The organism is Aquabacter albus (assembly GCF_040049275.1).
Lineage (GTDB): Bacteria > Pseudomonadota > Alphaproteobacteria > Rhizobiales > Xanthobacteraceae > Aquabacter.
In genome coordinates this window covers 1-25,046 of sequence record NZ_JBDZDT010000018.1, presented here as the reverse complement: position 1 = coordinate 25,046, position 25,046 = coordinate 1, and the positions used below count along the sequence as shown (strand labels likewise).

General features: G+C 64.9%; 25 protein-coding genes and 1 pseudogene. 12 read left to right on the top strand and 14 right to left on the bottom strand.

The annotated features are described in order from the left end of the window. Positions 1 to 11: 11 nt before the first annotated feature. Together ABLE91_RS27800 and ABLE91_RS27795 are read right to left on the bottom strand one after the other, a co-directional pair. Positions 12 to 1,088, bottom strand: a complete 1,077-nt coding sequence (locus tag ABLE91_RS27800; protein WP_348935803.1) for an alanine racemase — start codon at positions 1,086 to 1,088, stop codon at positions 12 to 14. After that, positions 1,085 to 1,822 (bottom strand): GntR family transcriptional regulator, encoded by a 738-nt coding sequence (locus tag ABLE91_RS27795; RefSeq protein ID WP_348935802.1) that lies wholly within the window; start codon positions 1,820 to 1,822, stop codon positions 1,085 to 1,087. Before ABLE91_RS27795 ends, ABLE91_RS27800 begins: the two co-directional genes overlap by 4 nt. A 141-nt stretch (positions 1,823 to 1,963) precedes the next feature. Here ABLE91_RS27795 and ABLE91_RS27790 point away from each other — a divergent pair, with 141 nt between their 5' ends. The 8 genes from ABLE91_RS27790 to ABLE91_RS27755 all read left to right on the top strand — a co-directional run bounded on the left by ABLE91_RS27790 (position 1,964) and on the right by ABLE91_RS27755 (position 11,030). Beyond that, positions 1,964 to 3,106, top strand: coding sequence for an amidohydrolase/deacetylase family metallohydrolase (locus ABLE91_RS27790; RefSeq protein ID WP_348935815.1), 1,143 nt, complete (start codon positions 1,964 to 1,966; stop codon positions 3,104 to 3,106). Between the two features lie 5 nt (positions 3,107 to 3,111). Continuing rightward, on the top strand, positions 3,112 to 4,374 hold the full coding sequence (locus ABLE91_RS27785) for an amidase (protein ID WP_348935814.1): 1,263 nt from the start codon (positions 3,112 to 3,114) through the stop codon (positions 4,372 to 4,374). A gap of 256 nt (positions 4,375 to 4,630) precedes the next feature. Beyond that, on the top strand, positions 4,631 to 5,446 hold the full coding sequence (locus tag ABLE91_RS27780) for an ABC transporter ATP-binding protein (protein WP_348935801.1): 816 nt from the start codon (positions 4,631 to 4,633) through the stop codon (positions 5,444 to 5,446). Between the two features lie 2 nt (positions 5,447 to 5,448). Beyond that, positions 5,449 to 6,228, top strand: a complete 780-nt coding sequence (locus ABLE91_RS27775) for an ABC transporter permease (RefSeq protein WP_348935800.1) — start codon at positions 5,449 to 5,451, stop codon at positions 6,226 to 6,228. Between the two features lie 11 nt (positions 6,229 to 6,239). Continuing rightward, entirely contained in the window at positions 6,240 to 7,085 is an 846-nt protein-coding gene (locus ABLE91_RS27770) for an FAD binding domain-containing protein (RefSeq protein ID WP_348935799.1), read from the top strand. Between the two features lies 1 nt (position 7,086). Beyond that, positions 7,087 to 7,560, top strand: coding sequence for a (2Fe-2S)-binding protein (locus ABLE91_RS27765; RefSeq protein ID WP_348935798.1), 474 nt, complete (start codon positions 7,087 to 7,089; stop codon positions 7,558 to 7,560). Beyond that, positions 7,557 to 9,860, top strand: coding sequence for a xanthine dehydrogenase family protein molybdopterin-binding subunit (locus ABLE91_RS27760; RefSeq protein ID WP_348935797.1), 2,304 nt, complete (start codon positions 7,557 to 7,559; stop codon positions 9,858 to 9,860). Before ABLE91_RS27765 ends, ABLE91_RS27760 begins: the two co-directional genes overlap by 4 nt. Positions 9,861 to 9,902: 42 nt before the next feature. Continuing rightward, positions 9,903 to 11,030, top strand: a complete 1,128-nt coding sequence (locus ABLE91_RS27755) for an ABC transporter substrate-binding protein (protein ID WP_348935796.1) — start codon at positions 9,903 to 9,905, stop codon at positions 11,028 to 11,030. Positions 11,031 to 11,131: 101 nt separating this feature from the next. Here the strand turns inward: ABLE91_RS27755 and ABLE91_RS27750 are convergent, their stop codons facing one another. Both ABLE91_RS27750 and ABLE91_RS27745 read right to left on the bottom strand, forming a co-directional pair. Beyond that, positions 11,132 to 12,154, bottom strand: coding sequence for an LLM class flavin-dependent oxidoreductase (locus tag ABLE91_RS27750; protein ID WP_348935795.1), 1,023 nt, complete (start codon positions 12,152 to 12,154; stop codon positions 11,132 to 11,134). A gap of 51 nt (positions 12,155 to 12,205) precedes the next feature. Next, positions 12,206 to 12,676 (bottom strand): YybH family protein, encoded by a 471-nt coding sequence (locus ABLE91_RS27745; RefSeq protein ID WP_348935793.1) that lies wholly within the window; start codon positions 12,674 to 12,676, stop codon positions 12,206 to 12,208. A 174-nt stretch (positions 12,677 to 12,850) separates the two neighbouring features. Here ABLE91_RS27745 and npdG point away from each other — a divergent pair, with 174 nt between their 5' ends. Further along, a complete protein-coding gene (gene npdG, locus ABLE91_RS27740) occupies positions 12,851 to 13,498 on the top strand; it encodes an NADPH-dependent F420 reductase (protein ID WP_348935792.1) in 648 nt (215 codons plus the stop codon). A 12-nt stretch (positions 13,499 to 13,510) separates the two neighbouring features. Here the strand turns inward: npdG and ABLE91_RS27735 are convergent, their stop codons facing one another. From ABLE91_RS27735 to cofE, 3 genes are all read right to left on the bottom strand, one after another. Then, positions 13,511 to 14,764: a M20/M25/M40 family metallo-hydrolase gene (locus tag ABLE91_RS27735; protein ID WP_348935791.1), complete on the bottom strand. Its 1,254-nt coding sequence runs from the start codon at positions 14,762 to 14,764 to the stop codon at positions 13,511 to 13,513. Positions 14,765 to 14,848: 84 nt separating this feature from the next. Further along, positions 14,849 to 15,811 carry a 2-phospho-L-lactate transferase gene (cofD, locus tag ABLE91_RS27730; protein WP_348935790.1) on the bottom strand — a complete coding sequence of 321 codons (963 nt, stop codon included), beginning with the start codon at positions 15,809 to 15,811 and terminating at the stop codon, positions 14,849 to 14,851. Next, positions 15,808 to 16,578, bottom strand: coding sequence for a coenzyme F420-0:L-glutamate ligase (cofE, locus tag ABLE91_RS27725; protein ID WP_348935789.1), 771 nt, complete (start codon positions 16,576 to 16,578; stop codon positions 15,808 to 15,810). Before cofE ends, cofD begins: the two co-directional genes overlap by 4 nt. Before the next feature lie 128 nt (positions 16,579 to 16,706). On the opposite strand from cofE, the gene ABLE91_RS27720 reads away from it, so the two are divergent. After that, positions 16,707 to 17,630, top strand: a complete 924-nt coding sequence (locus ABLE91_RS27720; protein WP_348935788.1) for an alpha/beta hydrolase — start codon at positions 16,707 to 16,709, stop codon at positions 17,628 to 17,630. 177 nt (positions 17,631 to 17,807) lie between these two features. Here the strand turns inward: ABLE91_RS27720 and ABLE91_RS27715 are convergent, their stop codons facing one another. The 5 genes from ABLE91_RS27715 to ABLE91_RS27695 are packed head-to-tail and all read right to left on the bottom strand — an operon-like array spanning position 17,808 to position 22,275. Continuing rightward, positions 17,808 to 18,656 carry a substrate-binding periplasmic protein gene (locus ABLE91_RS27715; protein WP_348935787.1) on the bottom strand — a complete coding sequence of 283 codons (849 nt, stop codon included), beginning with the start codon at positions 18,654 to 18,656 and terminating at the stop codon, positions 17,808 to 17,810. A 38-nt stretch (positions 18,657 to 18,694) separates the two neighbouring features. Continuing rightward, positions 18,695 to 19,372: an amino acid ABC transporter permease gene (locus ABLE91_RS27710; protein WP_348935786.1), complete on the bottom strand. Its 678-nt coding sequence runs from the start codon at positions 19,370 to 19,372 to the stop codon at positions 18,695 to 18,697. Positions 19,373 to 19,381: 9 nt separating this feature from the next. Continuing rightward, positions 19,382 to 20,089 (bottom strand): amino acid ABC transporter permease, encoded by a 708-nt coding sequence (locus ABLE91_RS27705; RefSeq protein ID WP_348935785.1) that lies wholly within the window; start codon positions 20,087 to 20,089, stop codon positions 19,382 to 19,384. Next, on the bottom strand, positions 20,086 to 20,901 hold the full coding sequence (locus tag ABLE91_RS27700; protein ID WP_348935784.1) for an amino acid ABC transporter ATP-binding protein: 816 nt from the start codon (positions 20,899 to 20,901) through the stop codon (positions 20,086 to 20,088). Before ABLE91_RS27700 ends, ABLE91_RS27705 begins: the two co-directional genes overlap by 4 nt. Before the next feature lie 27 nt (positions 20,902 to 20,928). After that, positions 20,929 to 22,275 carry a cyclase family protein gene (locus tag ABLE91_RS27695; protein WP_348935783.1) on the bottom strand — a complete coding sequence of 449 codons (1,347 nt, stop codon included), beginning with the start codon at positions 22,273 to 22,275 and terminating at the stop codon, positions 20,929 to 20,931. Between the two features lie 99 nt (positions 22,276 to 22,374). Between ABLE91_RS27695 and ABLE91_RS27690 the strand changes: the two genes are divergently transcribed. Both ABLE91_RS27690 and ABLE91_RS27685 read left to right on the top strand, forming a co-directional pair. Beyond that, positions 22,375 to 23,268: a LysR family transcriptional regulator gene (locus ABLE91_RS27690; protein ID WP_348935782.1), complete on the top strand. Its 894-nt coding sequence runs from the start codon at positions 22,375 to 22,377 to the stop codon at positions 23,266 to 23,268. Positions 23,269 to 23,717: 449 nt separating this feature from the next. Beyond that, a complete protein-coding gene (locus tag ABLE91_RS27685; RefSeq protein ID WP_348935781.1) occupies positions 23,718 to 24,059 on the top strand; it encodes a hypothetical protein in 342 nt (113 codons plus the stop codon). A 103-nt stretch (positions 24,060 to 24,162) separates the two neighbouring features. Here ABLE91_RS27685 and ABLE91_RS27680 read toward each other — a convergent pair whose 3' ends face one another. After that, the gene (locus ABLE91_RS27680; RefSeq protein ID WP_348935780.1) at positions 24,163 to 24,672 is read right to left on the bottom strand and encodes an Lrp/AsnC family transcriptional regulator; all 510 of its coding nucleotides are present in this window, start codon (positions 24,670 to 24,672) and stop codon (positions 24,163 to 24,165) included. A 160-nt stretch (positions 24,673 to 24,832) separates the two neighbouring features. Beyond that, positions 24,833 to 25,046, bottom strand: a pseudogene (locus tag ABLE91_RS27675) (IS5/IS1182 family transposase); the annotation flags it as partial.

The window sequence follows — 25,046 nt, the reverse complement described above, 5'->3', positions numbered from 1 at the left end:
CGCATCGGCGGCTAAGCGTAGCGGCCTTCGAGGGGAACGCGCTTCACGCCCTCCGGCGAGAGGAGATGAAACGCCGCGTGCAGATTGACCGTCGGATCACAATGTGTCGCCCCGATGAGGATGCGCGCGCCGATCTTCGGCGGCTCGGCGCGGTCGGGGAGGATGATCACGCCATGCTCATCCCCCGCGAACTGGTAGCGCGCGCCTTCGGGCACCCCGAGCAGGATATCCGGCGGCGGCCCGTTGAAGGCGAGGGCCTTCACCCCCGCATCCACCGTCACCTGGCCCGGCCGGTTCGCCGAGACGACAGTGGCGAGCACGAACAGGGATTGCTGGAAGGGAAGGTTCTTCTCCCAGGCGAGACGGCGGTAATCCGCATCCATGAACAGGTATGAGCCGACCTGCAATTCGGTGTAGGCGCCGGAGGCATCATAGGCGTAGGCCCCCGTGCCGCTGCCCGACACCACGTCGCAGCGCAGCCCTTCGGCCTCGATCGCGCGCCTCAGGGCGTCGAGATGATCGGACGCGGCGTGTGCTGCCGCGCGGCGCTCGCCCGCATCCACCATGTGCTGGATATGCCCGCCGAACCCCTGCAGGCCGGTGAGCCTGAGGGATCCCGTGATCCGCTTGGCGAGCGCCACTCCCGCCTCTATCTCGGCGACTCCCGTGCGCCTCTGGCCGAGATCCACGTCGATCAGCACATCGAAGGGCGCGTCGGCCGCGGCCAGCAGGGCCACATGGGTGGGATGATCCACCACCACCGTGAACTTCGCTTCCCGCGCGAGCGTCGCCAGGCGGCGGACCTTGCCGGGCTCCGCGACGGGGGAGGTGACGAGGACGTCGCGCAGGCCGCCCGCGATCATCATCTCGGCTTCCGCCACCGTCGCGCAGGCGACGCCCCGCGCGCCGGCCTCCATCTGCATGCGGGCGATGAGGCTCGACTTGTGGGTCTTCACATGGGGGCGAAGCGCGATGTCCCGGTCCCGGGCGAAGGCCGCCATCGCGGCGATATTGGCGCGCAGCACCGGCTCGTCCACCACCAAAGCCGGCGTGGCGATAGGGGCAAGCGCTGGGTGGTTGATCGTCATGTCTTTTGGCGCTTGCGCTTCGGCGGGGCGTCCGGTTCGCCGGGGACCTCGCGGAGTGGAACATTGCCGAAGAAGAATTCGACATCCCCGGGGAAGTGGCCGAGCACCGCCCGCATGGCCTTCTCCGCACCAAGGGAATCCCGCTCGCTGATGGCGTCCACCACGTCAAGATGAGCGCGAATGTCCGCAAGCAGCGTTTCGGGCCGGAGGCGCGGGATGCCGAAGTACCAGAAGCGCGACGCGTTGTTGTGGAGGATCGTGATCTGCCGCTCCAGCGCCCGGTTCTTGGTCGCTGCTGCAATGGTGCGGTGGAAAACCTGATCCATCCGCACGAGCTTTCGGAACTCACGCTCCTTGATCACCGTCTCATAGCCGTTGAATGCCGCCCGCAGCTTGGAGATTTCGGGCGCCGTGGCTCGCTGGGCGGCGATGGCCGCGCAGCCGCCTTCCAGGAGCACGCGCGCCTCAAAGACATCCTGCATCTCGCGCAGGCCGAGGTCGGGGACATGGGTCCCGATGCGCGCATGGCGCTCGACCAGTCCCTCCAGGGCCAGCCGGTAGAGGGCATCGCGGACACCGGCCAGGCCGATGTCGAAGGACTGCGCCAGATGCTTCTCATCCACCGTCGCCCCTGGTGCCAGGTCACCGAAGATGATGGCGGAGAGGATGTGTTCGTAGGCATCGTCGCGGCGCGTGGTGGGCGCTTCCGCAAGCTCGGCTCGCCGGGCTGCCATCTTTCCCCCTTCCAGATTTTGCATGATCTAAAATTTCAGTTTGCACGTCCAAAGTCAAATATGTGATAAGCGTAGGCCGTGCGCGGCGTGCGAGCCCCGCCCGTTGAGACTGGCGCCGCAAGAGCCTGGGAGCGCTTCGCAATCATGTACGATTTGTTGATTCGTGGCGCGCGTATCGTTGATCCAGGCCAATCCATCGATGCGACGCTCGACGTAGCTTTCGCCGACGGCATGGTCGCGGAAGTCGGCTCCATCACAGGGGAGGCGAGGGATGTCCGCGATGGCAGCGGTCTCATCCTCGTGCCGGGGCTGATCGACCTGCACACCCACATCTATTGGGGTGCCACCTCCATCTCCATCGACGCGCATACCATCATGGAGCGCAGCGGCACCACCACCTTCGTGGATGCGGGAAGCGCCGGGCCCGGGAATTTCCACGGCTTCCGCAAATTCATCGTCGAGAAGGCACAGAGCCGGATCCTCGCCTATCTCAACGTCTCCTTCCCCGGCATCTACGCCTACAGCAAGTCGGTCATGGTGGGCGAGTGCGCCGACATGCGGCTGCTCGATCCAGCGGAATGCGTGCGGGTCATCAACGAGAACCGCGACCTGATCGTCGGCGTGAAGGTGCGGCTCGGCAAGATCGCCAGCGGCGACAGCGGTATCGCCCCCCTCGACATCGCCATGGAGGTGGCGGAGGAGACGGGCCTCCCGGTCATGGCGCACATCGACAACCCGCCGCCGTCCCGCAAGGATGTCCTGAACAAGCTCCGGCGCGGCGACATCCTCACCCATTGCTTCAAGCCTTTCCCCAATGCCGCGATCCGCTCGGATGGCGAGGTTTGGGAGGAGGTGCTGCTGGCACGCGAGCGCGGCGTGGTGTTCGACCTCGGGCACGGCGGCGCCTCGTTCGGTTTCGATGTGGCGGAAAAGATGCTGGCCAAGGGTTTCGTGCCCGATGTCATCTCTTCCGATGTGCACGCCCTCAACGTGAAGGGGCCGGTCTACGACCTGCTCACCACGCTGTCGAAGTTCCATCTCCTCGGGCTCGATTTCTCCTCGCTCATCGCCACCGCCACCTGCAACGTGGCCTCCGCCCTCGGCCATCCCTATCTCGGGAGCCTGAAGGCGGGATCGGCGGGGGATGCGACCTTGCTCGTGATCGAGGAAGGCAAGTTCGACTTCATCGATTGCGTCGGCAAGATCCTCACCGGCTCCAGCCGGCTCGCGGCGCGGGGGATGGTACGCAATGGTCGCTGGTTCGAAGCGGGACTTGCATTTTGAGCGCCGTGGAAGAGCCGCTTCACCATCTCGGTGCGCGGGAGAGCCTCGCGCTGATGACCGCGCACGGCATCAGCGCCGCCGACATGGCGAAGGCGTTCGGGGAGCGGATCGCGGCGCGTGAGGCGGACATCCGCGCCTGGGCCTATTGCGACCCTGAAGCCGTGATGCGCCGCGCCGAGCAGGGTGACACCATGGGCGCGCTCGACGGGCTGCTCATCGGCATCAAGGACAATTTCGACACTGCGGATATGCCCACCGCCTATGGGTCCCGCTTTTACGAGGGCCACCGGCCGGCGTCCGACGCCGCGGCCGTTGCGATCCTGAGGGCGAACGGGGCCATCCTGGCGGGCAAGACGGTCTGCACCGAGTTCGCCGCCTGGCCGGTCTCCAAGACCCGCAATCCCCACAGCAGCGCACGCACGCCCGGCGGTTCCTCCAGCGGCTCGGCGGCGGCGGTGGCCGACCATATGATCTCCGTCGCGCTCGGCACGCAGACGCTCGGTTCGGTGGTCCGTCCCGCCTCCTATTGCGGTGTGGTGGGCTTCAAGCCCAGCTACGGCCGCATCAGCCGCGTGGGCGTGAAGCCGCTGGCAGAAAGCCTCGACACGGTCGGCGTGCTCTCGCGCAATGTGGGGGACGCCGAGCTCATCTACCGCGTGCTGAGCGGCGACGAGCGCCGCGCGAGTGCGTCGCCGCGCATCCATGTGTGCCGGGGCCTCAACTGGGACCTGGCGGACGAGGATGCGAAAGCCGCCTTCGAGGCGTTCGTGGCGAAGCTCGGCGCGGCCGTGGCGCTGAAGGACTGGCACTATCCCGGTTTCTTCACGCAGCTTGCAGCGGCGGCGCGGACCATTCACGATTTCGAGGTCTATCGCGGCTTTACCTTCGAGCGCACCTCTGCGCCGGAAAAGCTGAGCCCGTCTTTTGTGCAGGGCCTGGAGCGCGGCCGGGGGTGCACCGCCCCCGATTACGAGGCCGCCGTCGAACAGGGTCGCGATGGGCGAAACCAGTTCGTGGGCGAGATGGGTGACGGAAGCGTCGTCATCACGCTCAGCGCGACCGGGGAGGCGCCTGCTTATGAAACAGGCACCGGCGACCCGGTGTTCAACAGCTCCTGGACCTTGCTGCACGCGCCCTGCCTCACGATCCCCGTGCTGGCGGGCGCCTCGGGCATGCCCATCGGCCTTCAGATTGTCGCACCAAAGTTCCGCGATGCCGAGGTGCTGCATGCCGCCGCCTGGCTCCATGATTTCGCGCGGGGCCTTTAGGGGCTGCTTCAGGGACGATGTCCGCCAGCCGGGGTGGACACAGGCGCGGCCTCCTTCTTGCATGTGGAATGGGCAGAACTGCAATCAACCAAACTGCCTTGACTGACATTTCAGTCTACACATAATAGAAAGGTTGATAAAGTGATGTGGTCCGCTCGAATCCATTCGGGTCGGAATGCGGCCACCGGGTGGGGGCAAAGTTCCGATGGCCTTTCTCGCCGCACCTCCAGCCCGTCTCGCCTCAGGAGGGGATCGCGTGTCCGCTTTGCCTGAAGACAAGCCGGTGCACGCCCGCGCCTTGATCGAGCTGAGGGACGTCAACAAGCGGTTCAGCACCCGCTCGGGTGAGACCGTGGTCGCGCTGGAGAACGTCAACCTCAACGTGGCGGACGGGGAGTTCCTCTCGGTTGTCGGCCCCTCGGGCTGCGGCAAGACCACCTTGCTGCGCATCCTCGCCGGCCTTGAGCCGCTGACGTCGGGCTTTGCCACCATCGAGGGAAACGGCATCTCCGGCCCGCGCAACCACGTGGCCGTGGTGTTTCAGCAGGCGACGCTCCTGCCGTGGTATTCGGTGCTTGAGAATGTCCTCATGCCGGTACGTCTCCTCGGCACGCCCGCCAAGGCCGACGTCGAGCGTGCCGAGGGTCTGCTGGAGCTTGCCGGCCTCTCCGGCTTCGCCCGAAAGTATCCGTTTGAATTGTCCGGCGGCATGCAGCAGCGCGTCTCCATATGTCGCGCCCTGGTCCGCGACCCGAAAATCCTGCTGATGGACGAGCCCTTCGGTGCGCTCGATGCCATGACGCGCGAGACCATGAACCTGGAGCTCATGCGGCTGTGGGCCCAGCACAAGAAGACCGTGGTCTTCATCACCCATTCCATCCCGGAGGCGGTGCTTCTCGGCGACCGCGTGGTGGTGATGTCGCCACGTCCCGGCCGCATCAGCCACATCCTCGATATGGGCATTCAACGCCCCCGGTCGCTGAAGACACTTGCGCTGCCGGAGTTCGGCGCGCTGTGCGACGAGGTGCGTTCCATCTTCGGCTCGGCCTCAGGCCATGGGGCGGAGCTATGACGATGACCCGGCGCCGCAGCGAGACGCTGCAATCCATCCTGTTCCTCATCTGCGTCCTCGGCCTGTGGCAGGCGGCGACGGTGGCGTTCAACATCTCGCCGGTCATCTTCCCGGCCCCAAGCAAGATCGCCGTGCGCTTCTATCAACTGATCGCCACCGGGCAGATCTGGCCGCATTTCTTCGCGACGCTCACCTCCATCCTCTCGGGGTTCGGCATCGGCATCGTCGCCGGGGTGGTGGTCGGCGCCATGGTCTCGCTTATGCCGTGGTTCGAGCGGCTGATCTATCCGTACCTGGTCGCCCTTCAATCGGTGCCCAAGATCGCCATCGCCCCGCTTTTCGTGCTGTGGTTCGGCTATGGCGTGATGTCCAAGGTGGTGATCACGGGGCTGGTTTGCTTCTTCCCCGTGCTTGTCAGCGTCATCGCCGGCTTCAACTCCACCGACCGCGACCAGCTGGAGATGATGAAATCTTTCGGTGCGTCGCGCTGGCAGACGCTGCGGCGGCTGCGCATCCCGGCGGCCCTGGTGCTGATCTTCGCCGGCATCGAGATTGCGGCGGTGCTCGCCGTCATCGGCGCGGTGGTGGGCGAGTTCGTGGGGGCGCAGCAGGGGCTTGGATATCTCATCACCGCGCTCAACTTCTCGCTTGATGTGCCCGGCGTCTTCGCGGTGCTGATCTTCCTCTCTGCCATCGGCATCTGCCTTCATGCCGTGGTGCGCATTCTCGGCCGGCGGCTGGTTTTCTGGATCCACCGCGACGCCGCGCCCCTTGTCGGTTGAGGGAGCGTTCGTTGAAGCTCCCGGCATTCGACTATGTGGCGCCGGCCAGCCTCTCGGAGGCGCTGGCGGCGCTGCGCAACAACGAGGACGCGAAGGTCCTCTCCGGCGGCCAGAGCCTCATGCCCATGCTGGCGTTCCGCCTGCTTGCGCCGAAGCTGCTGGTGGACCTTCGGCACATCGGGGGCCTCTCCGACATCCTCATCGACGGCATGGGCGTTCATCTCGGTGCGCGTGTGCGCTGGTGTGACATCCTCGAAGACGACCGCCTCGCCACGGCGCAGCCCCTCCTGCGGGCGGCCATCGGCCATGTGGCCCATTATCAGATCCGAAACCGCGGCACGGTCGGGGGCAGCCTCGCCCACGCGGACCCTGCGGCCGAGTTGCCGGCCATCGCGGTTGCCTGCGACGCGGTGGTGGAGATCGCCGCCGCATCCGGGACACGCCGCGTGCCCGCGCGCGATTTCTTCACCGGCCCCATGAGCACCGGTCTTGCGGAGGACGAGATCATCTTCGCCCTCCATTTTCCGCCGTGGCCGGAAGGGCGGCGCTGGGGCTTCCGTGAGTTCTCCCGCCGCTCCGGGGATTTCGCCTTGGCCGGGATCGGCCTGTTCTTCGATATGGCGGATAGGCGGAACGCCAACAGCCACATCGCCGTATTCGGCGTGGGAGATGCGGCGGCGCGCCTGCCGGAGGCGGAGGCAGCTCTAGACGGCGCCGTGCTCGATGTGGCTGCCATCGCCGCCCGGACCGCCGAGGTGAGTGGCGACATTCATGCCAGCGCGGCCTACCGGCGCGCGCTCATCGAGACCATGACGGAACGCGCCCTCGCCGATGCTCTCGCGCGGAGGGATCACTGACATGGCGGTGACCCTTCAGGTGAACGGAGCCACGCGCACCCTCGATGTTCCACCGCGCATGACGCTGGCCGACGCACTGCGCACCCAGCTCTCGCTCACCGGCACCCATCTCGGCTGCGAGCATGGCGTCTGCGGTGCCTGCACCGTGCTTGTGGACGGCGCCGCCGTGCGCTCCTGCCTGATGCTGACCGTGCAGGCAGAAGGCAGCAGCGTCACCACGGTGGAAGGCCTTTCGCTGCCTGAGGGGCTGACCCCGCTCCAGCAGTCCTTCAAGAAGCATCACGCGCTGCAATGCGGCTTCTGCACGCCGGGCATGATCACCACCGCCCACGCGCTGCTGACGCATGAGGCGAACGCGGACGAGGCGCGCGTCCGCGAAGTGATCAGCGGGAACCTCTGCCGCTGCACCGGCTATGTGCCCATCATCGAGGCCATCCTCGATGCCCGCGCCGCCTATGGGGCGGGGGAGACATGAACCCGCGCCCTAACGCCTATGTGGGCGCACCCATCGAGCGCGTGGAGGATTATCGCTTCCTGCGCGGCGAAGGGACCTATGTGGCCGACCTCGCCCGCGCCGACAGCTTCCATGCAGTGATCCTGCGCAGCCCCGTCGCCCACGGCGTGATCCGCCGCATCGATGCCTCGGAAGCGCTGGGTATGCTGGGCGTGCGCGCCGTCATCACCGCCGCCGAGATCGGCGAGCGGCCGAAGATCCCGCTGCGCCAGACCATCATCCCCGAAGGCGAGCCCTATTATCAGCCGGTCATCGCCACCGGGCACGTGCGCTATGTGGGCGAGCCCATCGCGGTGGTGGTGGCGCAGAGCGCGGCGCTGGCCGAGGACGCCCTGGAGCACATCGCCTTGGAGATCGATCCGCTGCCCGTGGTGGCGGGGACGCAGGCGGCGCTCGCCGACGAGACGCTTCTCTTCGAAGCATCTGGCACCAACAAGACGGTGGTGTTCCACGCCCGCTGTGGCGATGCCGACGCCGCCTTCGCGACCGCGCCCTATGTCCGCCGCGAGCGCTTTAAAATCCAGCGCCACACCGCCTTGCCCATGGAGCCGCGCGGGCTGTTCGCCGAGTGGAAGGACGAGGCCGGCCAGCTCATCGTATGGGGAGCCGCCAAGGTGCCCTTCTTCAACCGCGCTTTGCTCGCCCGCATGCTCGGGCTCGACAAGGCGCAGGTGGAGATGATGGAGGTGGACGTCGGCGGCGGCTTCGGCGCGCGCGGCGAATTCTACCCCGAAGACTTCCTCATTCCATTTGCCGCTTTCCATGTAGGCGGCTCGGTCGCCTGGTCGGAGGATCGGCGCGAGCACCTCATCGCCATGAACCATGCCCGCGAGATGGAGGCGGACGTGGAGATCGCCTGCGCGAGCGACGGCATGGTGCTGGGCCTGCGGGGCAATGTGGACGTGGACACCGGCGCCTATGTCCGCACCAACGGGTTCACGCCGCCGCGCAACGTGGCGCAGTTCATGAGCGGCCCCTACCGGGTGCCGAACATCCACGTATCGGCGACGGTGCTTGTCACCAACAAGACGCCCGCGGGCACCTATCGCGGTCCCGGCCGCTATGAGAGCGCTTTCTGCTTCGAGCGCCTGCTGGACCACGCCGCCGCCGACCTCGGCGTCGATCGGGCGGAGATCCGCCGCAGGAACCTCGTCTCCGAAGCGGAGATGCCCTATCCGCTGGCGCCCATGGGCCATGCCGACAACATGACCCAGACCAGGTGCGACGGCGGCGCCTATGCCGAGCTGATGGACAACTGCCTGGCGGCGTTCGGCTGGGAAGAGAAGCTGGCGCTCAACGGCAAGCTGATCGATGGCCGACACCATGGCATCGCGCTCGGCAATTATATCGAGGGGGGTGCCTCCGGCCCGAGCGAGGCGGCGCGCATGGACCTGGAGGCGGACGGCTCGGTGAGCCTTTATGTGGGCTCCTCCGGGCTCGGGCAGGGGGTGGAGACCATCCTTATCCAGATCGCTGCCGACGCACTCGAAATTCCCATGGAGCGGCTGCGCATCTTCCACGGCTCGACCACGCTGGTGAAGCAGGGTTACGGCTCGTTCCACTCCCGCTCCACGGTGATGGGCGGCAATGCCGTGGTGCTCGCCGCGACCGCGCTGAAGGACGCGCTCCGCGCCACCGCTGCCGCGCGCCATGGCTGCGCGGCGGAGGACGTCTGCGTGTCCGACGGCCTGGTGCATGTGCCGGGCCGTCCTGCATTGGGCTTCGTGGCTTTCGGTGCCGAGAGGATCTCGGTGGAGCGCGATTTCTTCAACACGACCCTCACCTACAGCTACGGTGCCCACGCTGCCCATGTGGCTGTGGACCCGAAGACCGGCCACGTGGAGGTGCTGGACTATCTCGCGGTGGACGATGTGGGCCGCGTCATCAATCCCCTCACGCTCCACGGGCAGGTGATCGGCGCCCTCGTCCAGGGCCTCGGCAGCACCTTCCTGGAGGAACTGCGCTATGACGAGGACGGCCAGGCGCTCACCGGGTCGCTCGCTGACTACCTGCTGCCTACGGCCTCCGACTTTCCCCATTTGCGCGCCCATTCTCTGGAGCTGCGCGCCTGCCCGAACAATCCCCTTGGCGTGAAGGGAGCGGGGGAGGGCGGGCTCATCTCCGTGGGCGGCGTCATCGCCAATGCCATCGCGGCCGCCTTTCCCGGCCTCGACCTCAAGCCGAACCAATTGCCCCTCTCGCCAGAGCGCGTCTGGGGCCTGATCGCCGAAGCCAAAGCATCAAAGAAGAGGGCGGCGTGAAATGCGCACGACCCGGATCCAGACCTTCCATAGGAGAACCGCATGTCACTCAGTGCACAGAGCATCGGGGGGATAACGCTTGGCGCGTTGTCCCGCCTGGCAAGGATCACCCTCAGCGCGGCGCTGCTGATGGGCGCCTTCACGGCGGCCGCCGACGCGCAACAGCTGCGCAAGATCACCTTCCTGGTCCCCACCACGGTGATTTCGGAAGCCTTCTCGCCCTTCCTGGTGGCCAAGTACATGGGCTATTTCAAGGATGAGGGACTGGACGTGAACCTCATCGCCTCCGGCGGCTCCAACGCCTCCGCCATCGGCGTGTCCTCCGGCGCGGGCGATCTCGGCGCGGCCTCCCCGGCCCAGTCCATCGTCGGCATGCAGGATGGGACGCTGGACATCAAATACGTCTACGATCTCTACTACGGGTCCATCTGGGCCACTTCGGTGATGAAGGATAGCCCGATCAAGAGCTTCAAGGAGCTCAAGGGCAAGAAGATCGGCGTCACCGCCATGGGCAGTGCCGGCATCACCTATGGCGAGGCACTCGCCAGGGAAGCCGGCCTCGACAAGACGGACGTCAGCTTCATCTCGGTCGGTGCCGGTGCGCAGGCCATGACCTCGCTGCGGCAGGGCCTCGTGGATGCGCTGATCTTCTCCTCCGAGGCGACCGCGAAGTTCGAGGTAGCCGGCCTCCCGCTGCGCTACCTGCCCATGTCGGGCGGCTTCGCCACCTTCCCGGATGCTTCCATCGTCGCCAAGCAGGAGATGATCGCCAAGGAGCCGAAGGTCATCTCGGGCTTCGCCCGCGCGGTGGCCAAGGGCTATGTCTTCACCATGGCGAACCCGGAAGCCGCAGTGCGCATCTCCTGGAAGCTGGTGCCGGAAGCCGAGCCGAAGGTGGGCACGCCCGAGGAGATCCTGAAGGGCGGCATCGCGGTGAACCTGAAGCGCATGGAGATCTGGAGCTCGCCCGAGACCAACGGGGTTTACGGCCTGTTCGTCGCCAAGAGCTGGGACGACCTCGTCACCTATCTGGTGGATACCGGCGTACTGAAGCAGAAAGTGCCGACGAGCCGCATCTTCACCAACGATTTCATCAAGGACGCCAACGATTTCGACCGGGCAGCGGTGCAGGCCCAGGCGAAGGCGTTCGATCTCGGCAAGCTGAAATGAGGGATGGGGCGGCGTTCAACGAGAATGCCGCCCTGGAACGCGACGCGACGGCCGGGACACACCCGGCCATCCTCGCTTGCGGTGTGGGTAGGCGAAGTTGGCTATCGGGTCGCGCCCGCCAGGAGCCGCATTTCCTCGTGGGGCATCTCGCCGGCGAAGGTCAGTGCGAGGTCGGTAATCCCCAGCGCCTTCTGCGACGCTGCCTGCTCCAGGCAGTCCTCCGGCGTTCCGGCGACCGCATAGGCAGCCACATGGCGCTCATCCAGCACCGCGCCGGCATCCTCTCCGGCCTTCAGCCGCGCGGCGGCCGTGTCGAGTTCGCTCTCTTCCAGCCCGGTGCCGATCAGCAGCGCATCCTTCACCGTGGCGACGCGCTTGCTCAAGGCGACGAAGCCGGGAAGCATCTCCGCCACCGCGAGCTTCGCTGCGAGATGCGCCTCCGCCCGGTCCTTGCGCACGACGCAGGGGGCATAGCGGACGATCTCCGGAAGGACCGTCCGCCCTGCCTTGCGCGCGGCGCCGAACACGATCTGCGAGGCCTCGGCGATGAAGCCGGGCGTGCACATGTTGGAGACGATCCAGCCATCCGCCGCCTCGCCGCAGAAGGCGAGGGTATTGTCGCCGCGTCCCGCCACATGGATGGGCAGGCCCGGCCGCGCGACATAATCGAGCTTGATGCCCTTGGACGAGAGCACCTTGCCCTCATAGGTCACCGTCTCGCCTTTCAGCAGCCCGCGCACGATGGCGACCGCATCGCGCACCGCGCTGAGGGGCTTGTCGTAGCTGAAGCCCATGCGCTCCACGCCGCCGGCGACGCCCGCGCCGATGGAGAGGGAGACGCGCCCGTCGCTTACCTCGTCGAGCGCACCGATCTCCATGGCCATGAGGCTCGGATGGCGGCTGAAGGGATTGAACACGCCGGCGCCGATATGGATGTTCCTGGTGTGCGCGGCGCAGAGCGTCGCGGCCGCGAGGATGCCGCGCGCGAAGGGGTTTTCGGCGAACCAGACTCCCTGCAGCCCCGCCTCGTCGGCGGTCTTGGCGAAGGCGAGGCAGTCGCGCGGGTGCATCCCGCCATGCAGCCGGATGCTGAGTTTGGGCAGAGGGCTCTCAGACGGGCTCATGGGCATCTCCGAAAGGGAGGGAGGCGGGAAGCCTCCATCCGGATGCTGGTATCACACGCCGCCGGGACGCGGCGTCGATTCTTCCTTCGAGAAATGGGCGTGGACGACGCGCCACACGCCATCTTCTTCCCGGCGGAACACCATGGTGGACCGGGTCACGAATTCGCTGTCGTCATAATTGAGGTCGCGCGGCGGGGGCTCGCTTCCGGTCCAGCGGCGGCGGGTCTTGCGATGGCAGTAGACGACCGCCATGCCGTCGTTCACCACGCCCTTGATGTCGAAGGGCGTCCAATAGGTGGAATCGACGTTCTGGCCATAATATTTCCAGAGGTTGATCCAGTGTTCGCGGCCGTAATAGGTGTGGCCGTTCAGGTTGAAATAGACCGCTTCCGGCGTGCCGCTGTACAGCGTCGCAACCTTGGGCCAGTCGAAGCGTGTGTTGGCGTCGATATAGGCTTCATGCAACTCCAGGATCTTGGCCCGATCCTCAGCGGTTCCGCCGATCAGTTCCGGTTCGCTCATCGCATCAGTTCCCTTCAGTCGCCGTATCGTCCGGCCCACCTTCATCGCCCGCTTCACCGAGGCTTGCCTTGAGATATATCAGTTTCTTGTAGCTTGAAACATAAAACTAAAATGTTAGAAACGAAAAAATGACGCGCTCAGAGCCCGCTCGGGCCGGCGCCGAGAGGTGATGACATGAGCGACGACCTTCCCAAAATCGCCATTCTGGGCGGCACCGGCGATCTCGGCTCGGGTCTCGCCAAGAGGCTTCTAGCGGCGGGATACGGGGTCACCATCGGTTCGCGCTCCCGCGAGAAGGCGCAGGCGTTTGCTGCCACCCTCGGCGCGCACGCGCGGGGGGCGGACATGCGCGGCGCGACGATGGCAGGTGACGTGGTCATCCTCTCCGTTCCCTGGGCGAGCCACGGGGAGACGCTGGCCGAGATCCACGATCTGGTGCAGGGCAAGATCCTGCTCGACGCGGTGGTACCGCTGGTGCCGCCGAAGGTCGCCACGGTCCAGTTGCCGAAGGAGGGCTCGGCCGCGCAGATCGCCCAGGAGCTTCTGGGCGAAGGGGTGCGCGTCATCTCCGCCTTCCACAATATCGGCGCTGCCAAGCTTCACGCGGGCGAGCCCATCGAATGCGATGTCCTGGTCTGCGGCAACGACAAGGATGCGCGGGAACTCGGCATCGCGCTTGCCAACGCGGTGGGCGCCACCGGCATCGATGCCGGCGTCCTTGCCAATTCTGCGGCGGTGGAGGCGATGACCTCGGTGCTCATCGGCATCAACCGCCGCTACAAGGTGAAGAGTGCGGGGGTGAAGATCACCGGCCTCTCATGAGCGCCTCAGGCCTCACCTGGCCTCCGGCTTCACGCGGCTGCACACATTCACGGCGATGCGCGCGTAGGACTGCGCGGTGGCGACGATATCGTCGACGGTCATGCACTGGGTCTTGAAGCCGCGCGGCGGCCCGTAGGTGATGGCCGGGATGCCCATCTCGTTGAAGATGGAAACGTCGCGCCACATGCTGGAAATGGGCGCGTGTGCCAGCTCCAGCTCGGCGTTGAAAACGTCCCTGTGGGCGGCGCGGATGCCGTCGAGCAGGATGGTGGTGTCGCCTGCCTCGTAGGATCGGCGGTAGACGAACAGCTCCACATCCCCCGGAATCCCCTGATCGGCCAGCATGGTCTTCAACTGGCGCTGGATCGCCAGCGGATCGGACACCGGCGTCAGGCGGCAATCGATATAGAGCGCGCAAAGCTCGGAGGTGCGCGTCACATGATAGGGGTTTCCGGCACGGATGGCGCCGATGACCACCTTGGGGACGATGGTGCCGTCCTTGCAATGGTAGGTGTTGCGGGTCTCGTAACCGCGCGCCCATTGCTGGAGCACCGGCACCAGCAGCGCAGCGCGGACGATGGCATTGGGATGCTTCACGTCCACTTCGGCGTCGGGCACGAAGGGCGTGTAGAGCTGCCCCTCGCCGTGCACCGTCACCTTGAAGAAGGCCTTGCCGGCCTCGATGGCGGCGTAGCGGAAATCCGTGCCCTCCGCCACCAATGCGAAGTCGGCGACGCCCCCATGCTGGATCAGATAGCGGCTGCCCACTTCCTTCGAGAGATAGCGCGGCGATTCAAACTCATCCACCGCCTCGTAGCCGATTTCGCCGGGCACCGCCGACAGCAGCAGGTCGCCGCGGAGCTGGATGCCCGACGCCTTCACCGCCTTGGCGGCGATGAGGAAGGCGGCCATGGGCCCCTTGTCGTTGACGATGCCCTCGCCATAGAGCGTATCGCCCCTCAGCCATGCGCCGTGGTCGATGGCCGCGTTCGGGTTACGCAGGCTCCAGAGGTCCGCCTTGCTGCGGCCTGTATCCATGTGGCTGTTGAAGATCAGGGAGTAGCCGTCGCCGGCGCCGGGCAGGCGGCCCAGCACATTGAACCGCTCCGGCAGCATGCCGATCTTCCGGGGCGAGAAGCCTTCCCGCTTCATCCAATCGAGGATGAACTCGCCCACTTCCGCCTCTCCGCCCGGCGGGCTCTCGATGTTGCAGAGGTCGAGCGCAAGCTGCACCAGCTCGTCACGGTCGATCGCAAAATCGGTCATGGGCAACACTCCGATGAACTGACATGTTACATTTCATCGAAATTAACATGCAAATGCGACGCCGGCTCTCGCCCCAGTATGTTGTCACGCCAGGTCCTGCGCCACCTTCAGGCAAAGGCCGGCGAGGGTTATGCGGTCCGCGCGGCTGCGCATGACGGTGCTCGCCACCACCGGCTTCATGCCCATGCGTTCGATGTCCTCCGCCAGGGGCGCGTCCGCCTCGTCGATCAGCAGCGCATCCACGAGGCCGCGATAATGTTCGGCCACCGTCGCGGCACTGACCGTATGGCCGAGTTCCGCCATCAGCTTCGCTGCCGGCCCCTTGATGGCCGCCCCGGCGACGATGGGGGAGACCGCCACCACCGGCGCGGGGGTCTCACGGATGAAGTCGCGCAGGCCCGGCACGGCGAGGATGGGGTCGATGCTGAGATAGGGATTCGAGGGGCAGATCACGATCGCCTGCGGAGCCGCCTCGCCCCGCATGGCCATCAGCGCTGGATTGGGGTTCGCCTGTTCGGCGCCTTCGAACAGGATACTGCGCACAGCGACGGCGCATTTCAGGCGCACGAAATAGTCCTGGAAGGCGAGCGGCCCGTCCTCGGTCTCCAGCATCGTGCGGACCCGGTCGTCGGTCATGGGCACCACGCGGGCGGAGATACCCAGGGCGCGGCAGAGGTCGGCGGTCACGGCGGTGAGGCTTTCACCGCTGCGCAGCCGCGAGGTGCGAAGGGCATGGGTGGCGATGTCGCGGTCGCCGAGGCGGAACCAGACCGGCCCGCCGAGCCGCTCCACCTGTTCCATGAAGCTCCAGGTTTCGCCCGCAATGCCCCATCCCAGTTCCGGATTGGCGATGCCGGCGAGGGTGTACATGACGGTGTCGAGATCGGGTGAAATAGAAAAGCCCAGATGCTCGAAGTCGTCTCCCGTATTGCCGGCGACCGTCAGCCGTTCGCCCAGCAGATGGGCCAGCCCGTCCGCCAGCTTGGCGCCGCCGACACCGCCGGCGAGGGCCAGCACGTTCATCCCTGACGTGGGCATTCCGGTCATCGGAAGAGGTCCTTGTCCCGCGGCCTTATGAGGTTCTTCGCGCTGGCCTCAGTGCGGGCATAGGGCACGCCGCGGGCAAGGACGATGGGCCGCCCCTCCGCGCCCTGGCCCATCACCAGCGAGGCGGCGGCGGCCAGTTCGTCCGCCATGCCGATCTCCGTGGTTTCCAGCGGGCGGCCGAACAGGTCCGGTGTGCCGCGCAGGTTCAGCAGGGTGGGGAGGCCGCTGGCGCCGATGGTGGTTCCCACGGTGCCCATGCGCCAGGCCCGGCCGATGCTGTCGATGATCAGGACCGCCACGTCGAGGCCCGTGCGCGCCTTGATCTCCCGGCGAAGCGCGCCGCTGCTGGCGTCCGGATCCACCGGAAGCAGGAGGGCGCAGTCGTGGCCGTCCACGTTGGAGCGGTCTATCCCTGCATTCGCCAGCACCATACCGAGGCGATGGGCGACCACCAGCACGCCGGGCACCGCCCGCAGCACTTCCGCGGATTCCAACAGCACCAGCTCCACCAGCCGCGCATCCTTTTGCGTTTTTTGTGCCAGTTCCTCGGCGCGGGTGCTCGGTGTCACGGTTGGGAGGTGGACCAGCCGGCCTTCCGCCTTGGAGACGATCTTCTGCGCGAGAACGAGGACGTCTCCCACCTGCAATGTCTGGCCCGACGTGGCGAGGGCAGCGAACAGGATGTCGGCGAGGTCGTCTCCGGGCATGACCCAGGGGACGCCGCGCAGCGGGATCAGTCTCAGCTCGTCTGGAGATGCGTCGGTCACGGGCGGGCCTGAGGGTGCCGGAAAGAGCGTCTGAGGTACGGCGTTTGCCCCCCGGAGCGCAAGGCCATTGCCCCCGGCGACGACGCGTGATTGTGTGCGCGCCACGTGATTGGTGAAGGCGTTTTTCCATGGACCAGCGTGACGTCGCGTCCGGCCCCCCCATCCCCGAAGAGCTTCGTCGCCTGATGGCTGAGATCGGTCCCAAATGGGGCAGCAATGTCGGTGGGCACGTCAAGCTCATGCTCGACCACTTCACCGAAGTTCTGAAGGACGCGCCGACCGATGGCGTCTCCATCACGCGGGACGTGGTCTATGGATCCCATCCGCGCCAGAGCTTCGACGTCTTCCAGCCCGCAGGGGCGGCCGGCAAGCGGCCGGCACTCATCTTCGTGCATGGCGGAGCGTTCGTGGAAGGCCATCGCAACCGCACGCTGGCCATCTATTCGAACGTCCTGATGTATTTCGCCAGGCACGGCATCGTCGGCGTCAACGTCGGCTATCGTCTTGCAGACGACACGCCATATCCCGGCGCCACACAGGATATCGCCGCGGTGGTGGCGTGGGTGAAGGCCCACGCCACCGATCTCGGTATCGATGAGGACCGCATCTTCCTCATGGGGCATTCGGCCGGCTGCGCCCATGTCGCCACGTATGCCTATGACGCGCGCTTCCGGCCGGATGAAGGCAATCTCCTGCGAGGGCTGATCCTCGTCAGCGGCCGGGTGAGGGCCGACGTCCTCGCCGAGAATCCCAACGCCAAGAAGGTGGAAGCCTATTACCAGACCACCGACGCTGCGCTGCTGGATGACTATTCCCCGGTCTCCCACGTCGATGCCGGCAGCGTGCCGACCTTGGTAGCTTGGGCGGAATACGAGAATCCTCTGATCGATGTCTACAGCGCGGAGCTGGTTCACCGTCTCGCCGTCGCCAAGCGCCGCTCTCCGCCGGTGGTCTGGCTCCAAGGCCACAATCACACATCCATCATCGGCCATTTCAACACGGCCGATGAGAGGCTCGGGCAGGCGATCCGCCGCTTTATCTGTGAACATTGATAGAATTCGCCGATCACCCGGCACGCACGAAACTGGAAAGGCGGCGCAGAGTGTCGCCGTCTTCCTCATGTATATGCTCGATGTCGATTTCAATATGGTCGGTGGCGGCAGTTACATTCGACGATCAGGCATTCCAGATAGACGCGGTTCTCAAGATCAATTTCCGCAGAGGCGATTTCATGTGAATCTCTCGACGTAGCTCTTGTAGAGCGCCTGGACCTGACCGGTGGCTAGGACGGTGGCCACCCACATGTCGAGGAAGTTCTTCCACGGCTCATCCCCGTAGCGAATTGCCCAGGTGTTCGGCCGCTTGTCGAAGGGGTGGTCCGGGTCGATGACATGGGCCCATGAATTGCGCTTGGCGAGGCTCAGGATATCGATGTCTCCGGTCCAATAGGCCGTTGCGCGGCGTGCCCGCACCGGCTCGGCCGCGAGGGCCTGCTGCCCGGCGACGGAGAGCACCTTCGCCTTCGGGAACAGGAGCGGCATGCGCGCCTCTTCCGTCGCCCCAGCGCTGACCGAGATGGTGACGTTCTCGTTATTGAGGTCGGCCAGAGTCTTGTACTTGTCCGCATCGTCCTTGTGGACGATGGCAAGGCTCCCCTTGGTCCAGATCGGGCCGATGAAGTTGACCACGAGGCCGCGCGCCGCCGTGAAGGTGAAGGATGCCGCGAGGAGGTCGAAGTCACCCTTCCTGAGGGCGACGGTCGCATTCCCGAAATTGACCTCCTGGTATTCGGCCTTCATTTCCAGGTCGCTGGCGAGCTGGTCTGCAAGGTCCTTGTAGATGCCCTGCAACTCGCCGGTCTTGGGGTCCTTGTAGAACCACAGCGGGTTCTGGGCGTAGCCGATCCTCAAGGTGCCGCCCTTCTTGAGCTTGGACAGCATCGAATCCGGGCTGATGCCGGTATCGAGCAATTGGGCTCGCGCCGGCGTGGACATGCCCGAGAGCAGGGGGAGCCCCGCGCCCGCGATCGCAGCGGCGGTAAGGAAGTTTCGTTTGTTCAGTTTTCCGTCGTCATTCATTTTGATATCCTCTGTCAGGTTGGAAGTTTTATTTATATTTATTGTTTTATTGAAAGGCCGTACTTGTCCCTGAAGTGATCGGATATAAGCTTAGAGATCAAGGATACTGATGTAATCACCGCGATATACAGGATCGCCACGGAGGAGAGGATCTCTATGGGCTCCAGCGAGCGGTCGACGAGGCGCAGCGCCTGGAACATCAGGTCTGGCACCGCGATGACCGAGACGAGGGTTGAGGACTTGAGCACCACGGCCAATTGGTTGATGAGCGAGGGTGCCATTTCGAGCACCACCTGGGGCAGGACGATCCGCCTCATGGTGCGGGCCGGCGAGAGGCCAAGCGCCATCGCCGCCTCCCGGTGCCCCTTGTTGATGGCCTCGATGCCGGAGCGAAACGTTTCCGCCAGATAGCCACTCGATTGAAGCGCGAGTGCGATGACGCCGGCGCCGATTACGGTTCCAGGAAAGCCGAAGACCTCCGGCCAGACATAATTGACCCAAAGCAATTGCACGACCATCGGGGTCGAGCGGCAGAACTCGATATAGGCGATCGCCGCGTATTTCAGGGCGGGGACATAGAGGCGGATCAGGCAGGCCGCGAGACCCACGACGGTCGCCAGCAAGAAAGCCTGCGTGCAGACCTGGATGGTCGTGAGCAGCCCCGTCAGCAGAAGGTCCAGGTTGCTGAGGACGTTGCGCTGGAGATTGTCGAGCATGGCGCTGCCTCACGCCAATCCGGCTCGGCGCCAGCGCGCGGACAGCCGGTCGGCCACCTGCGTGAGGAGCACGATCGCGGTGCAGAAGACGATGGCCGCCCAGGTATAGAGCGGCAGCGGCCGGGACTCCTCCATGGTGATCATCGAGACCCGGTACATCAGGTCCTCGATGGCGATCAGCGATACGATGGAGGTGGATTTGAACAGCGAGATGTACTGGTTGAGGCTTTCGGGCAGCATCCGGCGCACGGCCTGCGGAATGACCAGCCGCCGCAGGATCATCCAGCCCGACATGCCGACCGACATGCCGGCCTCGATGTTGGCCTTGGGTACCGCCAGGATGCCGGCGCGAAAGGTTTCGGAAAAATAGCCGCTATAGGCGACAGCGAGGCTCGCCACCGCGACCGTGATCGGATCGAACCTGACGTTCGTCCCCGTGATCCGCCCGATGATGATGGGCAGGACGTAATAGGCCCATACAAGGAGCACGTATTCGGGCGTATTGCGGAAGATCTCGGCATAGGACGTCGCGGTCGCTCGCACCGCCCAGTTGCTGCTGAGCCGGGCGATGCCGATGAGCATTCCGATCACCGTGGCGCCGACGGCGGAGAGGGCGAAGATCAGCAGATTGTACGAGAATCCGCTCAGGAGGACGTTTCGGTACTCCCAGAAAAGATCGGGGTTCAGGGCCTCTCCCAGAGCCTGCAATGTTGTCATTGTAGCGCCCTCGCGAGAAACTGGCGGCAGCGTTCGCTATTGGGGGTGGCGAACATCTGCGCGGCCGGTGCGTCGTCCTCGATCCGCCCGTCATGGAAGAAGAGGATGCGATCGGCCACATCGCGCACGAATGCCATCTCGTGCGTCACGATGATCATGGTCGCGCCCTCGGCGGCCAGCGACCGCATCACCGTCAGCACCTCTCCCGTCAGTTCCGGGTCAAGGGCTGAGGTTGCCTCATCGAAGAGCATGATCTTCGGCGTCATGGCGAGCGCCCGTGCAATGGCGACCCGCTGCTGCTGCCCGCCGGAGAGCCGGGCCGGATACTCATTCTCCTTGCCCAGCATGTTGACCTTGGCGAGATGGGCGCGCGCGATCTCCACCGCCTGTTTTCTCGGCAGCCGTTTGACGTGGAGCGGCGCTTCGATGACGTTCTGCAGCACGGTCATGTGCGGCCAGAGATTGTATTGCTGGAACACCATGCCGAACTGCGCGCGCATGCGGTTGATGCTGGAGGCGGTGTCGGGCACATGCAGGCCGCTGGGGCCGGTCTGGAAGCCGATCGGCTGCCCCTCGAGATAGACCTCCCCCGAGGTGGGGCGCTCGATGTAGTTCAGGCATCTGAGGAACGTACTCTTTCCAGATCCGCTGCCCCCAATCACTCCAAGCACAGCACCTTTCTGAAGATCGAGGCTTATGCCCTTCAGAACTGGCACATTTGAGAAGCTCTTCGTCAGGTTCCTGACCATCAGAATCGGGCGATCCATATCGAGTGATCCCATTTCGCTGAATGAATACAAAGCATTATTCATGCCAAACAGCGAAGTGGACCGAGATCATCAGATGCGGGCAGCGAATGCGCGCAGCGGAGCTCCTGTGCCTCTGACGAACTTCAGCGGGAAGGCGCAGATCTCCCAGCCACCATCGGCAAGCGCGCCGAGATTGGTAGTGACCTGCAGCATGCAGATGCCCGCCAACAGGATCTTGTTGTGCACCGGGGATGTCAGATCGGCGTGCTCGTCCAGGCCGACCAGGTCGGTGACGAGGACGGAGGCCTTGCGCTCGACAATCCAGTCCGCGCCATCGGCCGTGATGAAGGGGCGATGATAGCCATAGTCGGCCCGGTCGTAGTTCCGGCAATGGCCCGTCCAGATGACGGCGGCGTCGCCCGGCTCGAAACCGGCCCGCCCCACCTGCGCTTCCAGGTCTGCTGCGCCGATCGCCTCTAGTGGTCCCTTGTGGCGCATGTCGAACATCCGCGCGCGGGCCACGAGGTCCGAAAGGCGGAGATCATCGATGGCCAGCCCGTCCTCGTCGAAATGGGACGGCGCATCCAGATGGGTGCCGGCGTGCTCGTTCAGCATCATGGCGTTGGTCTGGTAGGAGACCTCCTGCGCTGAGAAAAACGCGGTCAGTTCGTGGTTGGCGCGCGTCCAGAATTGCGGGATCGCGCCGAGTGAGGGCATCGCCCCATGGAGGTCGAGCGTCAGGTCGACGATGCCTCGGGCGCGCCAGTTCACGAGGCCGCAGGCACGGATGATGGACCCGGCTCCGCCTCGGATACGCAGCGGCGCGCCGTAGAGGTGCCATATCCGTCCTTCGAGCGCCTCGAGGTTGCGGAGCTGCTCCATGGTCAGGATGCCGGCCTTGTGGAGGATGCGTTTCACCTCGAAACGGTCGTCTCCTGGACGCCCGAGGCCGGGAAAGTCCGCCGCCACCAAAGCCGGCCGGCGGGAGGCGAGGAACTCCGCTGCGTCACGGCCGAGTTCGGGCCGCCGCCAGAAATAGCCGGGATCGGCGATGTGGCGGTCATGGCCCGTCCACAGCACCGCCGCCTCTCCGGGCTGGAGATCCCCGGCACTGGCGCGCATCAGTGCCGGAACGTCGATCGTGCCGGTGCGGCCGAGGGATCGCAGGTCCAGCAGGCGGGCCGAAGCCAGGAAGCGCTCCAAGGGCACCTGTTCGATCGGCATACCCTGCGGATTGAACCGAAGCGGGCCGTCAATGTGCGTGCCCGTATGGTCGGTGGTGAGGACGAGCCGGCCGGCGCGGGTCTGCGTCCCACCCTGGAGTTGGCGCGCATAGGCATAGCCCATGCGCTCCCACACCTTCGGCCCCAGGTCGTCGGTCGGCATGCCTTCGTAGAACGGCATGGTGAGATCGATCACGTCGTCGGCAGTCAGCATCACGGCCCCGGAACAGTTTTTGGAGGGCTCAGCTTGCCATCTGCCACTTATCACGCATAATTCGATTTCTTTTGATATATTAATAAACAAAGGAAATGAATGAATCTGCCCGACCTGAAGCACCTTGCGACGTTCATGTGGGTGGTGCGCACGGGCAGCTTCAGCGGGGCTGCGGCGCATCTGAACATGACGCAGCCGGCGGTTTCGAACCGCATTGCCGAACTGGAAGCGCGGCTCGGCGTGCGCCTCTTCGAACGGTCGACCCGCTCTTGCCACGTGACAGCCAAGGGGCGCGCACTCCTGGAATTCGCAGAGCGCATCTTCGCGTTGACCGACCAGATCAGGTCCGACATCTCGGAGAGCCGTGAGGTCGTCGGCATCGTCCGGATCGGCATTCCCGAGCCGGTCGCGCTCACTTGGCTTCCGAGCCTCCTCATCGAGCTGGAGCGGCGCATGCCGAGGCTCCAGGTGGAGATCGAGGTGGGGCTGAGCCGTGAACTGCTCCCGAAGGTGCTGGCGTTCGACCTAGACCTCGCCTGTGTCGCAGGCCCCGCCAGCATGGACGGCATCGCGAGCGAGGCAATCGGCGAGCTGAAGCTCGCTTGGCTGGGGAGCCCAGAAACCGCCTTGCCCACCGTGATCACGCCGCAGGCTCTGACCGGTCAGGCCTTCCTGCTCCATACGGGAAGCCGCCACTGGCCTGCGATCGAAGCTTGGTTGCACGCGGGCGAATGCTGGCCGCGTCGGATCGTTCGCTGCAACAGCATTCCGGGCCTGATCCAGTCGGTCGTCGGCGGTGTCGGCATAAGCGTGCTGCCCGTCAGCACGGTCGCCAGCGAAATCGCTTCCGGCCTGCTTCGGGTCATCCCCTCACGGTCCCCACTGCCGGCCAATCCCTTCAGTATCATCCACGCCGACCGCCCTCTGGACCTCACCATCCGGCTTGTCCTGCAAGCCACCAGGGATGTCGCAAATGCCCACATGTTGTCCTGACGTGCCTTACGCTCTCTACGCAAGTTGAGCGGCGCGGGGTTCGTCAACAAATTTTGGCGGAGTGGGCCATCGCGCCGACATAGGACGCCGACCTCGCATCACGCGGCGGTACAAGTATTTTCGTTGGTGCTGTCGCGCATAGGGGCCTCCTCAGAATCTCTTCTAAGGTATGACCCTGGGTACGGCTCAAGCGATTATTTTCTGAACATTGTTCGCGAAGTAATTGGTGTCCGGCTATCCGGAAAATGATCGCTTTCAATCCTCGGCAAGCGCGCCTCCGTTCTGATACTCGATGACTCGGGTCTCGAAGAAACTCTTCTCGTTCTTCAGGTCCATGGCCTACCTCATCCATGGGAGGCGATTGGACCGACTGGATGAGACGCGGCCTGCCACACAGCCTCTGCCACATCCGTCTCTTTCGTCACCATGGCCGGTGTCGCGAACGCTGCATGTGCCTCGGGTATCGGGTCCTCGATGCGCAGTTCCGAATTCTGCAGGAAGCAGGTAGCCGGTGCGTAGTCCGGCTCGACCAGCTTGATGCGCACACCGAAGGCCTGAAGCTCGTGGGCGAGCGATGCTCGCCCACGAGCTGGCTGTCCTGGCGCAGCTCGATGCGTCGCCTTTGGTATTCAAAAACGCGAGGGCACCGAGTCCTCCCGGACCCATCGCGCGAACTCGTCATCATCGGCACGCCCTATATCGCCGCCTATTCGGTCACAGCCTCCACCGTCCGCATGCTTCGCGTCCTTCACGGCGCACCAGCGCTGCCCGAGGAGTTTGCCGAAGATTGACCGAGCATGGTCCATGAAAAAGGCCCGACCGAACGGGCTGTGCCAGGTCGCTTCCGCACTCCTTTGCGCAAGCACCTCAGATGAATCTCTCACGAGAGGATGCCTATGCCCCGGCAGCGCCGAGAGGCCCGGCGTTGGCGAACTGCAGCGGGATCTCTGTAGTGGATTTGAGCTCCTGCATGGCGAACATGGAAGTCACGTCCGTGAGCTCCACCTTGGAGATCAGCTTTTTGTAGAGAGCGTCATAGCTGCCGATGTCCGGCACATGGGCTTTCAGCAGATAGTCGATCTCCCCGCTCATGCGGTAGAAATCCACGATCTCCGGTATGTCCTGGACGGCGCGGGCGAACGTCTCCAGCCATTCCACCGAATGCTTGTTGGTGCGGACGGCGATGAAGACGGTGACCCCCACATTCAGCTGCGCCCGGTCCAGCAGGGTGACGCGCTTGCGGATGATCCCCGCCGCCTCCAGCTTCTGCACGCGCCGCCAGCAGGGGGTCTGGGAGACGCCCACCCGGTCGGCAAGGTCGGTGAGGGGGAGTGAGGCGTCGGCCTGGAGCTCTCTCAGGATCTTCAGGTCGATGGTGTCGAGCTTCACAGAACTGCGGGACATGGCTCCTCCGGCGTGGATGGGAATCCGATTCCATCATCCATATCCGGTATGCAAGATTTTTCCATCATTGGCCGATCAGGTGATAAATTAAACCTCCTTGCGCACGAATAGCAGAAACATTCGCAAGTCATTTCCGCATCGTAGCATCTAGAGTCGGGACTCAATCGCACCAGAATGCAATGACGGCGGCAATGTAGGCACCTGCGAGGTAGTTGGCGGCAAGCTTGTCGTATCGGGTAGCAATGCTTCGCCAGTCCTTGAGCCGACACCAGAGGCGCTCGACAAGATTGCGGGCGCGATAGGCGCCACGGTCATAAGGAATAGGGGCGCGGCGGTTCCTCGTGGGTGGGATGACGACTTCGGCGCCCTGCCGG

What these genes read in the sequence shown, in the direction of transcription:
- ABLE91_RS27685 (WP_348935781.1), top strand. Translation starts at nt 23,718, where the DNA reads ATGTGCCTCGGGTATCGGGTCCTCGATGCGCAGTTCCGAATTCTGCAG.
- ABLE91_RS27705 (WP_348935785.1), bottom strand. Translation starts at nt 20,089, where the DNA reads ATGACAACATTGCAGGCTCTGGGAGAGGCCCTGAACCCCGATCTTTTC.
- ABLE91_RS27710 (WP_348935786.1), bottom strand. Translation starts at nt 19,372, where the DNA reads ATGCTCGACAATCTCCAGCGCAACGTCCTCAGCAACCTGGACCTTCTG.
- ABLE91_RS27755 (WP_348935796.1), top strand. Translation starts at nt 9,903, where the DNA reads ATGTCACTCAGTGCACAGAGCATCGGGGGGATAACGCTTGGCGCGTTG.
- ABLE91_RS27700 (WP_348935784.1), bottom strand. Translation starts at nt 20,901, where the DNA reads ATGAATAATGCTTTGTATTCATTCAGCGAAATGGGATCACTCGATATG.
- npdG (WP_348935792.1), top strand. Translation starts at nt 12,851, where the DNA reads ATGAGCGACGACCTTCCCAAAATCGCCATTCTGGGCGGCACCGGCGAT.
- ABLE91_RS27775 (WP_348935800.1), top strand. Translation starts at nt 5,449, where the DNA reads ATGACCCGGCGCCGCAGCGAGACGCTGCAATCCATCCTGTTCCTCATC.
- ABLE91_RS27795 (WP_348935802.1), bottom strand. Translation starts at nt 1,822, where the DNA reads ATGGCAGCCCGGCGAGCCGAGCTTGCGGAAGCGCCCACCACGCGCCGC.
- ABLE91_RS27800 (WP_348935803.1), bottom strand. Translation starts at nt 1,088, where the DNA reads ATGACGATCAACCACCCAGCGCTTGCCCCTATCGCCACGCCGGCTTTG.
- ABLE91_RS27690 (WP_348935782.1), top strand. Translation starts at nt 22,375, where the DNA reads ATGAATCTGCCCGACCTGAAGCACCTTGCGACGTTCATGTGGGTGGTG.
- ABLE91_RS27760 (WP_348935797.1), top strand. Translation starts at nt 7,557, where the DNA reads ATGAACCCGCGCCCTAACGCCTATGTGGGCGCACCCATCGAGCGCGTG.
- ABLE91_RS27715 (WP_348935787.1), bottom strand. Translation starts at nt 18,656, where the DNA reads ATGAATGACGACGGAAAACTGAACAAACGAAACTTCCTTACCGCCGCT.
- cofD (WP_348935790.1), bottom strand. Translation starts at nt 15,811, where the DNA reads ATGACCGGAATGCCCACGTCAGGGATGAACGTGCTGGCCCTCGCCGGC.
- ABLE91_RS27695 (WP_348935783.1), bottom strand. Translation starts at nt 22,275, where the DNA reads ATGCTGACTGCCGACGACGTGATCGATCTCACCATGCCGTTCTACGAA.
- ABLE91_RS27745 (WP_348935793.1), bottom strand. Translation starts at nt 12,676, where the DNA reads ATGAGCGAACCGGAACTGATCGGCGGAACCGCTGAGGATCGGGCCAAG.
- ABLE91_RS27750 (WP_348935795.1), bottom strand. Translation starts at nt 12,154, where the DNA reads ATGAGCCCGTCTGAGAGCCCTCTGCCCAAACTCAGCATCCGGCTGCAT.
- ABLE91_RS27680 (WP_348935780.1), bottom strand. Translation starts at nt 24,672, where the DNA reads ATGTCCCGCAGTTCTGTGAAGCTCGACACCATCGACCTGAAGATCCTG.
- ABLE91_RS27720 (WP_348935788.1), top strand. Translation starts at nt 16,707, where the DNA reads ATGGACCAGCGTGACGTCGCGTCCGGCCCCCCCATCCCCGAAGAGCTT.
- ABLE91_RS27735 (WP_348935791.1), bottom strand. Translation starts at nt 14,764, where the DNA reads ATGACCGATTTTGCGATCGACCGTGACGAGCTGGTGCAGCTTGCGCTC.
- ABLE91_RS27765 (WP_348935798.1), top strand. Translation starts at nt 7,087, where the DNA reads ATGGCGGTGACCCTTCAGGTGAACGGAGCCACGCGCACCCTCGATGTT.